Origin of the sequence: Enterococcus sp. AZ128 (assembly GCF_051714485.1) — a bacterium.
GTDB lineage: Bacteria > Bacillota > Bacilli > Lactobacillales > Enterococcaceae > Enterococcus_A.
Genome location: NZ_JBIORZ010000002.1, coordinates 682347 through 695627 on the forward strand (window position 1 = coordinate 682347; position 13281 = coordinate 695627).

11 protein-coding genes are annotated in these 13281 nt (G+C 35.6%); 1 reads left to right on the top strand and 10 read right to left on the bottom strand.

Going from position 1 to position 13281, the window contains the following annotated elements; all coding sequences use genetic code 11:
* Positions 1 to 75 precede the first annotated feature (75 nt).
* The 9 genes from IGI38_RS15020 to IGI38_RS15060 all read right to left on the bottom strand — a co-directional run bounded on the left by IGI38_RS15020 (position 76) and on the right by IGI38_RS15060 (position 9064).
* On the bottom strand, positions 76 to 1512 hold the full coding sequence (locus tag IGI38_RS15020) for a glycoside hydrolase family 1 protein (RefSeq protein ID WP_438732091.1): 1437 nt from the start codon (positions 1510 to 1512) through the stop codon (positions 76 to 78).
* Positions 1513 to 1554: 42 nt separating this feature from the next.
* Positions 1555 to 2991, bottom strand: coding sequence for a PTS transporter subunit EIIC (locus tag IGI38_RS15025; protein ID WP_438732093.1), 1437 nt, complete (start codon positions 2989 to 2991; stop codon positions 1555 to 1557).
* 2 nt (positions 2992 to 2993) lie between these two features.
* Positions 2994 to 3821 carry a PRD domain-containing protein gene (locus IGI38_RS15030; protein WP_438732095.1) on the bottom strand — a complete coding sequence of 276 codons (828 nt, stop codon included), beginning with the start codon at positions 3819 to 3821 and terminating at the stop codon, positions 2994 to 2996.
* 8 nt (positions 3822 to 3829) lie between these two features.
* A complete protein-coding gene (locus tag IGI38_RS15035; RefSeq protein ID WP_438732096.1) occupies positions 3830 to 4324 on the bottom strand; it encodes a PTS sugar transporter subunit IIA in 495 nt (164 codons plus the stop codon).
* Between the two features lie 257 nt (positions 4325 to 4581).
* Positions 4582 to 5388: a MurR/RpiR family transcriptional regulator gene (locus IGI38_RS15040; RefSeq protein ID WP_438732099.1), complete on the bottom strand. Its 807-nt coding sequence runs from the start codon at positions 5386 to 5388 to the stop codon at positions 4582 to 4584.
* Positions 5389 to 5730: 342 nt separating this feature from the next.
* Positions 5731 to 7170, bottom strand: coding sequence for a glycoside hydrolase family 1 protein (locus tag IGI38_RS15045; protein ID WP_438732101.1), 1440 nt, complete (start codon positions 7168 to 7170; stop codon positions 5731 to 5733).
* Positions 7167 to 7511 carry a PTS lactose/cellobiose transporter subunit IIA gene (locus IGI38_RS15050; protein ID WP_438732103.1) on the bottom strand — a complete coding sequence of 115 codons (345 nt, stop codon included), beginning with the start codon at positions 7509 to 7511 and terminating at the stop codon, positions 7167 to 7169. The genes IGI38_RS15045 and IGI38_RS15050 overlap by 4 nt, the downstream gene beginning before the upstream one ends.
* Before the next feature lie 5 nt (positions 7512 to 7516).
* The gene (locus IGI38_RS15055) at positions 7517 to 8746 is read right to left on the bottom strand and encodes a PTS sugar transporter subunit IIC (protein ID WP_438732105.1); all 1230 of its coding nucleotides are present in this window, start codon (positions 8744 to 8746) and stop codon (positions 7517 to 7519) included.
* 9 nt (positions 8747 to 8755) lie between these two features.
* Positions 8756 to 9064, bottom strand: coding sequence for a PTS sugar transporter subunit IIB (locus tag IGI38_RS15060; protein ID WP_438732107.1), 309 nt, complete (start codon positions 9062 to 9064; stop codon positions 8756 to 8758).
* Between the two features lie 164 nt (positions 9065 to 9228).
* On the opposite strand from IGI38_RS15060, the gene IGI38_RS15065 reads away from it, so the two are divergent.
* Complete coding sequence (locus tag IGI38_RS15065) at positions 9229 to 11145, top strand: BglG family transcription antiterminator (protein ID WP_438732109.1); 1917 nt, start codon at positions 9229 to 9231, stop codon at positions 11143 to 11145.
* Positions 11146 to 11543: 398 nt separating this feature from the next.
* Here the strand turns inward: IGI38_RS15065 and IGI38_RS15070 are convergent, their stop codons facing one another.
* Positions 11544 to 13193 (bottom strand): BCCT family transporter, encoded by a 1650-nt coding sequence (locus tag IGI38_RS15070; protein WP_438732111.1) that lies wholly within the window; start codon positions 13191 to 13193, stop codon positions 11544 to 11546.
* Positions 13194 to 13281 lie beyond the last annotated feature (88 nt).

Sequence of the window (13281 nt, forward strand, 5' to 3'; positions counted from 1 at the left end):
CTTTCAGATTATTTCTGAAAAATCGGCAGTTAATGAAACAGAACTATAAATTATTGATCTCAGTAGTCTAACTCATCACAATATTTCCCCATTTGATTCAATCACTTTCTTATACCAGTAATAACTATCTTTAATATAACGTTGCCCAGTACCATTCCCCGTATTATCCAAATCGACAAAAATAAACCCATAACGTTTTTCCATCTCAGAGGAAGAACAGCTGATTAGATCAATCGGTCCCCAAGGATAATAGCCGATAAGCTCAACTCCATCAGCGATCGCCTCTTTTAATTGTTTGACATGTTCTCTAAGAAAAACGACACGATAGTCATCATGAATCTCGTTGTTCTCATCCAATGTTTCCATGAAGCCCATCCCATTTTCCGCAATAATAATCGGCTTTTCATAACGATAATAATATTCGTTCAAAGCAATTCGCAGACCAACAGGGTCCATTCCCCAGCCCCAGTCATTTGTCTGTTCTGAATCAACGTGTTTATTAGGATGGACATCCTTCGTTTTACCATCGATATTAAATGTGTAGTAATAGGAGATGCTAATGAAATCGACTGTGTTTTTTAAATCTTCAATATCTTCTGGTGTGATGGCTATCTTTAGATCGTTATCTGCGTAAAAACGATACATATATTTTGGAATATAGCCCTTTGCTTCCACATCTGAAAAATAGTAGTGTAATTGATTGTCTTTTAAAGCGGCAAGAACATCTGCTGAACTGCCTGTTTCCGGAAAAGCATTTGAATAAGAAGCCATCATCCCGATTTGGAAATCAGGATTGATTTCCTTGGCTTTTTTGATTACGCGGCCACAACCAACTAACATATTGTGCAAGCCTTGATATTTCGCTTCAAGCAGATTCTCTACTCGATCACTTGGAATTCCCAAATGATTGAACGATTCAAACTCAATCAAATTGATTTGATTGACCAAAATCCAGTAGTTCACTTTGTTCTTATAGCGTTCTAAAACCGTTGTGCAATAGTTTGTAAACATGTCAATGACTTCACGATTGTACCAACCATTATATTTAATTGCTAAATTCAAAGGCATCTCGTAATGAGAAAGAGTAATTAACGGTTCGATATCATATTTTAGTAATTCATCAATCAGATTATCGTAAAATTTTAGACCAGCTTCATTAGGCTGCGCATCATCTCCGTTAGGAAAAATTCTTGCCCAACTAATTGATGTCCGAAATGATTTTAGTCCCATTCCAGCAAGCAGTTTGATATCTTCCTTATAGGTATGATAAAAATCAATGCCATCTCGTTTAGGATAGCGTCCGATTTTGTCATTTAACGCGAACTCTACTTCTTCCATACTCATTTCTTTATTCGAACGTTTATTTGGTGGAAGATCCCCTTTATAGATATTGATATCTGCAACACTCAGGCCTTTTCCATCTTCTAAGTAGGCTCCTTCTAATTGATTCGCTGCAACAGCTCCTCCCCAGAGGAAGTTATCCGAAAATTTAGTATTGTTCAAAAAAATCATCCTTTCATCTTTTACTTTATTGAAATCTAACGTTAAGCTTTTTTATTCACTAGCTGGTTGTTGAACTTGAGGCAAAACAGCTTTATTTTCTCCTTTTTTCGAATCTGATGCATACACTTCTTCATCTTTATAGACGAGAAGCGTCAGCACAAAGGTGGCAATTCCACTGACTGCTAAAGCAATGATCATATAGTACAGGTTCGATATATCGTTTCCAATAAAACCAGGAAGTCCCACTAGTCCAAAGGAACCAAATGAATAGAAATGTACCTTAAACAAACCAGCGATAATTCCACCGACAAATGAACCTGCCATCGCACACCACAATGGCTTCTTCAGTTTAAACGTGACACCAAATAGTGCCGGCTCGCTCACTCCAGCGACAATGGCTGTAAATCCAACCGATGCCCCTAGCGACTTCATATTCGTATCCTTTGTTTTGATGGAAACCGCCAGTGATGCAGCACCTTGAGTAATATTGTAAATAAAGTTTGCGACACAATAGAAAGGTTCATACCCAGCTGTCCCCATCATCATAAACATGTACGGTAAAAATCCGAAATGCATGCCGGTAAAAATGACAAATGGCAAAATGGCTGAGAAGAGACCCACACCTACGAAGCCCAGTGTTTCGTAAAGCCAAATCATCGCTGAAGCAAAATAATTCCCTAAAATACTGCCCATCGGTCCAAAGAGACATAGGGTCAAAGGAATCATTACCAAGATCGTTCCCAACGGTACCGAAATTGACCGAACAATCTCAGGTGAATACTTAGTAAAAAATCGTTCAATATACGACATGACAAAGACTGAAATAATAACTGGGAAAACTGTCGATGAGTAGGATGCCGCATAGATCGGCAATCCAAATATAGAAAGACTTGCTCCATCGTTTACCATGCTGACAAAATTTGGTGCTATCAGCATCGCGCCGACAAACATTCCTAATCCCATATTGACATTGAATTTTTTAGCGGCTCCCGCACCAACAAAAACAGGTAAGAAATAAAAAGCCGCATCACTTATAAATTCAAATACAAGATATGTGTCTGTTTTAGGCCCGAATCCAATAAATCCTAATAAAATCAGGCAGATTTTTAACATCCCACCTGCAACGAGCAGCGGGACTAATGGTGTCAAGCATCCTGAAATACCATCTAAAACGGTATTAAAAAGTGATTTCTTTGTTTTACTAATTTGTGTATCCTCAACATTGGGAACTGAAAAATTGGTTTTTTCACTGATCCCTTTATAAACGGTCGCCACATTTTGACCGATGATGATTTGTAATTGATCACCTGACCATTGAGATCCGATCACATTTGGTGCATTTTCAATTGCTTTTAGATCAACTAAGCCCTTATCCTTCACGTTAAATCGTAAACGAGTAATGCAATGGGTAAAGTAAGTAACGTTATTCTCTCCACCGACCCATGTGGAGATATTATCAATTAGTTCATCATAGTTTTTCTTTGCCATGACTATTTAAACTCCTCTCTCGTGCACAACCGATTGATGTGCAGCATCAAATACAAAAGTTCTTCCTTATCAAAACTAAAATCGTAAATTGAGGTTAGATATTCATTGATTTTTACTGAACACTGATAAACATTTGGAAACCCATTTTTTAGTGATTCAAATAACTGATAATTGTCGCTATCAATACTTTCTCCTTGCTCTCCACGTTTCAATAAATATTGTAAATGAGTAACAAAACGCGAATAATTGAAATCGTTCTCATAAATACGGATGTTCATTGTTTCTTCGATCAACTCTTTGATATGTTCAATCACAAAATTATTATCAATTTTTTCTTCTTCCTGAGTTATCGCTGCCGCATTGATCAAGTGAATCGCGACACCAGCAATTTCTGATTTTGGCAGTTCCACTTTACATTTCTGTACAATCAGCTTTACTGCATAATCACCAATATCATATTCTTTTTCATAGAGTGACTTGATATCGTAATAAATCGGCATATCAACCTTCATATTCTTTTTCTTGCGCTGAATAGCAAAAGCCAAGTGATCCGCCAGAGTAAAAACAATGTTTGAGTTTAACGCATAATTCAATTTGGTTGTAGCATAATCCATGATTTGGATAGACAGCTCGATCATTTCTTGTGGGATATGCTCGATCATTTGAACATTTAGAGGACTTACTTCATAGAAAGTCTTTTGTATTTGTGAAAGTTCAATTTCAAAAGGCGGCTTTTTAAAGCCGATTCCTTTTCCAAAAACAATCACTTCTGCCCCTTTACTATCCAGGCAGATACACACATTATTATTGACATTCTTGATTGCTTTCATAAGAAGTCTCACCCCCTCAATTTATGAACGACTGCTATCTCATCACCATGTGTCACATTCCCCTGTGTCAAATGATGATCTAGCTTAAATTCTTCTGAATTAGTTAGAACAACTGGAATGGTCAAATCCAAATCACTTTTTTGTTCCTTGATCGTAAACAGATCCAGCTTTAAGATCGATGTTCCAGTAGTTACCTTTTTCCCAACAGGAACGAGTGCTGCAAATCCTTTTCCGTTTAATTCAACTGTATTCAAACCCACATGAACTAAAATTTCTGCTCCGCTATTTGTCGTAATTCCAAAGGCGTGTAAAGTGTTTGCTATCAAAGAAATTTTCCCACTACATGGTGCTCGAACAACGTCATCATCAGGTTCTATCGCAAAGCCATCCCCTAATAATTTCTCAGAGAACATTTTATCGTTAACCTCTTCAATCGTAATCAATTTTCCTTGGCACGGAGAACTTATTCTATCAATTTGCTCTTTTCTAAATAAATTCAACACCCTTTTCACACTCCTTTTAAGTAAACAAAAAACTCTTTCAGGCATCCCAAATACACATGTTCTATCACAAGACACACGTATCATCAGGAAAAGCCTCAAAGAGTAACAAACCTTTTGATCTATTTAATTATAAAGCTGAACACGCTGCACATACTTCACGCAGCCAAACTAGTAAAGCCTCTAGCTATTTTTATTTAATCGAGATCTCTTAAATTGAGTATAAGTGCAGCTACCCAATAATTCAATAAAACTCATTTTCAAGTTTTGGAAAATGGATTCAGTTCATCCTTAATCGTTGCTCCTAAGAGGACGATCCACGTCAGAAGTGCTCGCTGTGAGTAAAAAGTCGAGGATAAAACAAGTTCATAATCACTAAAAGAAACGACCTCCTGCAATAAAGTAAATTCTGGGATCATCGGAATGTATGTAATTACGATCTTGAAGATATGCTCAAATTTTGAGAGTAGCTCCTGATGCTCCCTGATCCACGCTCCCGACAAACTAATAATGAATACGACATCACATTTTTCAAGGGCATATTCAAGAACATCTTCTCGAGCATTGCGATTGATCTCGATCACATTGATCCCATTTTGTACAAGCATTTCTCGTAATAAATTCGCATTAGGAAATGAATATGAACTACTGATCACTACAACATTTTTACCGTTTATACAAGCATTTGAGATACTATGAATCTGATTTTTATCTACTTTTTGATTGATTTGTCGGTCAATTTCATAAGCATCTTTCAGGAAGATATCCATGTTCTCTTTTGTATTTTTTTCTAGTGAGAACCTGTCTAAGATAGGATTTAAATAGAAAGGTTCAGCATCTTTTTTCAATTCTAAAAAACTCGTATATCCTATCTTTTTACAAAATTTCGAAACACTAGCAGGCGTCGTATTTGCCAGATAAGCAATTTCAGAGATATTAGCATCTTGAATTTCATTAATATTTTCCAGTAACGTATTTGCGATACTAAAATCAACATCTTTCTTTAAACATTTAAACATAAATTCTGATACTCTTGAATGTAGCCTAGAAGTGGCTGCCTGAACCATCCCCATCCCCCTTTCAATTAAGATAGATGTGACTCTATCTAGTTTTTAATCGAGTACATACTTTTATAATACAATGATTTCACTCTTGCTTAAACATATACTTTTCAATCATGAAAAATTTATTACACGAATCGAAGAATATGCTTGTCTAGTATTAAATATTGCTTGATCCTCCTTTAAACACGAAAATAACCCAATCATCAGAGTTAGACGATTGGGTTTCATTGAAATAATATATGTTTATACTCTTATGAATTACATAATTCACTGTTCGAATGATTCGAGACTACTGTTGATGAAACATAGATTTAAAAGCATTTCATCTACTCAGAAATTTTTTTATTAATCTAAATTTTCACCATTCGTCTCAATCACTTTTTTATACCAATCAAAGCTTTTCTTTTTGTATCTAGTACCTGAGCCTTCACCATAGTCATCGAGATCAACATAAATGAATCCATAACGTTTACTCATCTCAGATGAAGAGCAACTCACAAGATCAATTGGCCCCCAAGGGAAATACCCAACTAACTCCACACCATCATAAATCGCTTCCTTCATTTGTTCAATGTGCTTCCGATAAAAATCAATTCGATAATCATCCTCAATATATTTGCTATCAGGAAGTGCTTCAAAAAAGCCCATCCCATTTTCAGTAATCATAATTGGAAGTTGGTAGCGATCATAATATTCATTTAAAGCAATTCGTAACCCGATCGGATCAACTGTCCATCCCCAATCATTTGACGGTAGACGATCATTGGGATTTACAGAAAAATCATTTTTAATTGATTCCTCGTCTGCCACCATAGCGTAATAATAAGAGAAAGTAACAAAATCTACTGTATTCTTTAAATCATCTAAATCATGTACTCCAAATTCAATATCAAATCCCTGTTCTTCAAAAAAACGATAAACATAGCGAGGATAAACACCTCTAACTAAGACATCTGAATAATAATACTGCATTTGATTGTATTTTAACGCCGCCAAATTATCTTCTGGTTTAGATGAAGCAGGATAAGCATTATCATAATAAGACATCATTCCGATTTGCATCGTTGGATCAACCAATTTCCCGATCTTTACTGATCTTGCACAGGCAACTAACTCATTATGAACACCTTGATATTTGGCTTCTCCTAAATTTTCAACACGATCACTTGGAATCCCCAGATGGTTAAACGATTCATGTCCAATCAGATTCATTTGATTAACCAAAATCCAATACTTCACTTTTCCTCTATAGCGTTTGAACAGTGTTTCTGCAAAACGGGTAAAGAAATCAATCGTTTTTCGATTATACCAACCATTGTATTCAGTAGCCAGGTACAATGGCATCTCATAGTGAGATATTGTTAGAACTGGTTCCATTCCATTTTTCAGCAGTTCATCAATCAATCTATCATAGTACTTTAACCCTTCCTCATTAGGGACCAACTCATCACCTTTAGGAAAAATTCTTGCCCAACTAATGGAAGTGCGAAAAGCATTCATTCCCGTTTGGGCTAACAGTTTCAAATCCTCTTTGTAAGTATGATAGAAATCAATTCCTGTTCTTTTAGGAAATACAGCCTTTTCATTATTTAATAAGTCGTCAATGTCTTTCATCGATATTTCCTTGTTACTCTTTTTTTCTAATGGGATGTCATTTCTAAATTGATTAATGTCAGCTACGCTTAAGCCTTTTCCGCCTTCTTTATAAGCACCTTCGAGTTGATTAGCAGCAACCGCTCCTCCCCAAAAAAAATTGTCAGGAAATTTCTTCATGTTCTTGATCATTTTTTCATCTCCAATTTCAAAGATTTATAGATATGAACCATATTACAAGCTGTGTGATATTCACTGTACACAGTCATCACTGTATCCTGTGCATGGGTAAATAGTAAATTTGGTGTGAAGTCCTCGTCCTCTAATGTACTTTGAATGACTTTGGTTTGTTCTTGATGAGCAATAACAATCTCCTTTTTTGCCTCTTTTAATTTTTGCTCAATTTCAACTTCCTTCAATTTTTCAATATTCATCATCATTTTCGACAAAATGTCTCGGCAACTACCTGCTTTCATAATCATAGTCATTGAAATTTCATTTAATGAAGCAACACTAATACTTTTTTCCGACATAGCAATTATTCTCCTTCTTCCTGTAAACTTTGATTATCATAAATCTTGAAAAATGGATAATAGATAATCCATGAAATCGCAAATAGGATGAACACATAAAGGACTGCCATAAATGAATGAGTAGAGAAAAAGGCTTGAATCGGTGTAGGGATATACCACAATTCAAAAGTATTAAATGGAATTTGAACAAGTCCTATTTTCATTACTAAATAAGTTAATGCTGGTGCAAGAAAACCCATAATCCACATTGGAATCATCAAAATCGGATTAAACGCTACTGGAGCTCCAAAAATTAAAGGCTCATTTATATTAAAAATAGATGGAATCAACGCAGTTCGACCGATCAATTTATTTTTTTGTGATTTCGATAGAAAGGCCAGCATTATGCATAGCGCTAAAGTAGATCCGCCGCCGCCAATTGTTACTATGTTCAGTGTTTCATTCACAAAAATATTTGTCGGTTCATTTCCATTTGCAACCGCACTCATATTCTCAGAAATTGCTGGCAACGCGATTGCAATCTCCACTGGATACATAATCCAACTTGAAATACCAAAAGTATAAAAGAATGCATATCCCAAAAATGAAATAAGTACGAAGCCCCAAAAGCTTTGTCCCAAACTAATCAGCGGTGATAGAATCACGTAAACTAAATCAAAAAGATTAATACTAAGTACAATAGTGAACACCCAACCTACTACTAAAATGACAATAATTGGAATTAAGGTATTGAACCAAACAGTAACAAAATCGGGCATAGTCGTGTCCTTTTTGAAAAAGGAAAACTTCGCAAATAAGTTCATTATAAATCCTACGAAAATACCAGCGACCAAAGCTGCGACCATACCACCTGCGCCAAGATTTGCGAAGACTATTGTCATATTACCTGCTTCATCAAATATCGGCGAAATAATCATCAAATAAAATGCTAATCCTGCCAAACCTGCTTGTTTACTAGTGTTACGATGTTTCTTCTTTAACATCACATTTTCAGGAATTAAGTAAGCCAAGAACAAACTAAACAACCCAAAAGAGAAATCACTTATAGGTGTCACATCTGGAAATCCCGGTATATATTCTTTTACTAATGTTAAAATCGTGGCAAATGATCCAATAAAAATCATTGGCATCGCACTTAATAATGAATCTTGAATCGCAGCAACCCAAGGATTTCTAGCAATTTTATTAACCTTAGAAGAAAAATCATTTTGCATCCACTCAATAAATTTTTTCATATTTTCCACCTATTTTTTCATATTTTTTTGTGAAAAATCTAACAGTGCCTTGCCATCAAGTTTTCCGTATATTTGTTGTGGTATTATTTTAATAGGTACATCATATGGAGCAACGATTTCAGCAAGCTCTGACTCCAGATATGCTAAATGCGGACCAATCAATAAAAGATCAATCTCATCTGCAAAATCTTCAATTTCTGAATCGCTTCTGGCAAAAAATTCAAATTCAACTCCTGCTTCAGATGCCGCCTTGCGTGCATTCCCCGCCAAAAAACCGCTGGATGCACCGCTGCCACATGATAACATTATTTTTTTCATAAAAAACACTCCTTCGTATTTGATAAGTTTATTCTAGAGAAGAAAAAATTTTAATTCCAATCGAAGAAGTTCCTATAGTTAGGAACTCCATAGATTAGAAAATTGAGGGATTTTTTTGTACTATAATTATATCTAATAACGAACTCGTAGGGAGGGATATTTTAATGAAGAAAAACGAGGACTTGTTAATTGATTTTCTGATGAAACATGAAAATTCCTATGTCAATGCTTCATCGTTATCTGACTTGTTAAATGTCTCCACTCGCCAAATCAGAAAATACATACAGTCTATTAATAAGAAAAAACGGATAATTCTCTCTTCTCATAAGGGATACAAGATTGATAAGAATCAATTTAGTCAGTCTGTAAGTATGAAGGAAAAAAGTGAGTTTTCTTTATCAAATCCGCAAGATCGTCAATTTTTATTGGCGAAAACATTGCTTTTGTCTTCAAATAGCATCTCCATAACCGAGTTGTTCAATCTACTATTCGTTAGTGAAGCCACATTGGATAGAGATTTGGAAATTATTCGTGAGCAACTAGCTAGATTTCAAATAGACTTAATTAAAAAAAATAAAATGATCACAATTAATGGAACTGAAACTAAGAAAAGAGCTTTTATGCGTTCATTGATTAAGCAACAGTCTTTTGATTTTTTTGCGGTTTCAAACTACCACTCTTTATTGCATTCTAAATATGAATTGAACTCAATGAAACATGACCTCAAGAATATTTTTGAAAAAAATCAAACGTACATGAATGACTATGTCTTAGATAACTTCATTGTACATTTAACTATCATGATTGACAGAATAAAAGCTGGATATGAAATCGTCAGTTCGAAAAAAGAAACGAAAATTTATTCAAACTTGATAGTGGATCTATACCACTACATGGAAGATGAATTTTCAATCTCGCTTAATCCTCACGAACGTGCAAATATCTACTTGCTAGTTCAAAATAATATTTCTGCTATAGATTATCACAACATGGACTTGGACTCTTTAGAGGACTATATTGATCCTGCAATTATTGAATTTTCAGAAAGTGTAATTACAATGATCTGTAATGAATACTACCTTGATCATTTCGATCGTGAGTTTCAATTGCAGTACACCATACATCTAAATAATTTATTTCAAAGAGTCGAAAATAATTACACTATCCGAAACCCATTAACAGCGAAAATTCAAAGTGAATACCCATTAATCTATGATATAGCAGTTAGTATGGCTCAAGAAATCATGAAAAATTTCGGAATAAAGATTAATGAAGATGAAATCGCCTTCTTAGCTTTTCACGTGGGTGGCTATTTTGAACGTAAAATGAACAAAAATAAATTACGTACATTAATCGTTACACCAGACTATTATCAAATGAAAGATTCGCTTGAACGAGAAATCAAAGAACGATTTCAAAAAGAACTTGTTATTGTAGGTACTCTATCTACTTATGAATTTAAAATGCTTTATGCAGACGGTAAAAATGATAATGTTCAAATGATAATAAGTAATGCCCTTGATCCTACAATCAAAAACGTAGTTACAGTATCACCTTTCCTTTCAGAGGAAGATTTATTAACTATCAATCATAAGATTTTGGAGACACGTTCCAAAATTAAAACTAAAAAGCTTATCGCACAATTGAATAAACTTCTTAATTCGGAACTATTTGTCGGAGATAGTCAAATTACGAAAAAAAAGGAAATGATTGATGCCTTAGTTCAACTTTCTGTAAAGAAGAAATATTCGAATGCCTTGTATATAGAAGATATTTATGAACGTGAGACTATGTCAGAAACAGCCTACAAAGGTGTCGCAATTCCACACTCCATGGTTTCTAACAATGTCAAAAAAAGTTTCATTGCGGTAGCCACGACAACGTCCCCTATATCCTGGGGAAAGCAAGCTGTTTCTTTGATTCTACTTTTAGGAATTACAAAGGAGGATAAAAAAGAATTCAGCGAAGTCTTTGAATTATTAATTAGTATCCTTAGCAATAAAAAAAATTTAGACATTCTTTCTGAGCAAAGCTCCTTTAAAGAGTTCTTTCAACTATTAATTGCCATGATTGAATCATAAATCCTTGATATCCTCCATGTTTAAAGGGCGTGGAACCCTTGTTCTGCGATCTTTTTAAACGTTTTGTAAAAACGCCATTCTCCTGGAAGCCTGTCTGAGCCATAAGCTCGGCCTGTGGTTTTCAAAACATACGCCCCCCCTTGCGAGTTCTAGTCGTAAGGGGGGGCGTATGTTTTGATAGTGGTTTTTCAGTGGAAAATCGACAACAATCCTCTAGAATAAACAGGCTTATTCTGTCATTTTGTTGAGGTACTTATTGTAAATATCTGTCTACCAACTTTCAATCATAGAACCTTGTACAAGCACTCCTAAAAAAGTCCCCATTCCGATTATTCCGCCAAAGAAAAAACCTACTATTTATAAAAATGTGAGCTACAGAGGGCGTGCTAAAGTTTCAGTCAGTGTACTTTACTATCATTATTGTATTTCCTAATACTACTCAATACTAAACCTTCTTTTCCCTTCGTCGCTCTATTCTCAAGTTTGAACTCAGCATTGTCCACCTTCTGTTTGTTTAAAAGAACAGATCCTCTCAATGTAAGCAGATAGGATGACTGACGAAATACCTCAACAAAACACCACATCGTAGGGATCGACATCAGCAGACCTCCGATATTCAAAAGTCCTTTGACTGCCTCCATTCCTCCTGAGGCAAGAAGCAAGTATGCAATAGACGTGACAAGAATGCCCATTAAAATCTTAATTTTTCTTGGCGGTTCATCATCGATCTGCATTTTACATACACATAATGTTGCAAGAACAGAACACATCGGATCGGCTAACGTACAGAATGAACAGATAACTGCTATTAAAAATATGAACATCGCTATTTTCCCGAATGGAAGCGTTCCTAGAAATTGATAAACGGTCGTCTGCATCCCGTGAGATTGGATCATTTCCCAAATATCTACTTGACCAGTCGCTTGAACATTGATAGCCATACCTCCAAAAATACCAATCCAAATAATACAAAAAATAGACGGAACTAGGATGTTGACCAACATAAATTGGCGAACTGTTCGACCTTTTCCCATACGTGCTAAAAACATGCCAATTACTGGGGCGTAATTAAAAAAAGAGTTCCAGAAAGTAATTGTCCATTCGTTTGCCCATTGATCCTTTGGCGCTAAGGTATTATTGTGTGTGACCATCCCAAAAAAATTATCGAACATGTACCCAACTGATTCTGTACTGATTTTTCCAATAAACACCGCGTCTCCAGCTAATAGAATGTAAATCAACAGGCAAGCAAATATGATCATCGTGACATTCGAAAGATTTTTTAACCCTTTTGACATTCCGGCAACACAGGTCAAAATGAAGATGAGCCCTACTCCTATCGCTAAGAATAGCCATAATACTGGTCCTTGTTTTAAACCAAAGAGACTTTCCACACCCGCACCGAGTTGCAATAATCCGGCTCCCATCGAATTTGATACCGCACTTGCCAAACAAAAAATTGCAATAATATGAACGGCAGCCATCAACCAAGGAATACGCCGTTTAAATGAACATTCGATCAAGGAGCCAAAGGATAAATCTTTTTTCAAGTTATAAGCAATCAATGCGAAAACGACTCCACATAATGCGTACTGACAATATTGGACAAATGTCCAATCGAACATCGCTTGACTAACTGCGAAAATCGCCGCCTGCCTAGAACCACTCTGAACTCCTGCTGAAACTGGCGGCTGAATATAGTGAAACATCGGTTCACCGAGCGCCCAGAAGAGTACACCGCAACCGATCCCACCGCAAATAGCCATGAAGCACCAATTATGAAATTTGAAATCGGGCTTGGCATCTGGCCCGCCAATTTTAATATCGCCAAATTTGAACAGAACGATTACCACGGCTAATATAACAGCCAAAAGAGATAATGAGTTGATAAACCAGCCAAAATTATCGCCAACAAAATACGTGGCATTACTCAATAAAGCACCAAATTCTTTTTGGAAAAAAATACCAAAAACTATTTCCAAAAGTAAAATTGCTAATGCTGTATAAAAACCAACCTTGTATAACTGGTATTTAGGCTTCTTAGTCATAATTTCCCCTTTCATTTTTTGCAGTATATTCTTTACTGACAACAGCTTGCAGATTAATTCCAGGATTCTTCTAAAAAACGCAAGGCTC

What these genes read in the sequence shown, in the direction of transcription:
- IGI38_RS15020 (WP_438732091.1), bottom strand. Translation starts at nt 1,512, where the DNA reads ATGATTTTTTTGAACAATACTAAATTTTCGGATAACTTCCTCTGGGGA.
- IGI38_RS15025 (WP_438732093.1), bottom strand. Translation starts at nt 2,991, where the DNA reads ATGGCAAAGAAAAACTATGATGAACTAATTGATAATATCTCCACATGG.
- IGI38_RS15030 (WP_438732095.1), bottom strand. Translation starts at nt 3,821, where the DNA reads ATGAAAGCAATCAAGAATGTCAATAATAATGTGTGTATCTGCCTGGAT.
- IGI38_RS15040 (WP_438732099.1), bottom strand. Translation starts at nt 5,388, where the DNA reads ATGGTTCAGGCAGCCACTTCTAGGCTACATTCAAGAGTATCAGAATTT.
- IGI38_RS15045 (WP_438732101.1), bottom strand. Translation starts at nt 7,170, where the DNA reads ATGATCAAGAACATGAAGAAATTTCCTGACAATTTTTTTTGGGGAGGA.
- IGI38_RS15050 (WP_438732103.1), bottom strand. Translation starts at nt 7,511, where the DNA reads ATGTCGGAAAAAAGTATTAGTGTTGCTTCATTAAATGAAATTTCAATG.
- IGI38_RS15055 (WP_438732105.1), bottom strand. Translation starts at nt 8,746, where the DNA reads ATGAAAAAATTTATTGAGTGGATGCAAAATGATTTTTCTTCTAAGGTT.
- IGI38_RS15060 (WP_438732107.1), bottom strand. Translation starts at nt 9,064, where the DNA reads ATGAAAAAAATAATGTTATCATGTGGCAGCGGTGCATCCAGCGGTTTT.
- IGI38_RS15065 (WP_438732109.1), top strand. Translation starts at nt 9,229, where the DNA reads ATGAAGAAAAACGAGGACTTGTTAATTGATTTTCTGATGAAACATGAA.
- IGI38_RS15070 (WP_438732111.1), bottom strand. Translation starts at nt 13,193, where the DNA reads ATGACTAAGAAGCCTAAATACCAGTTATACAAGGTTGGTTTTTATACA.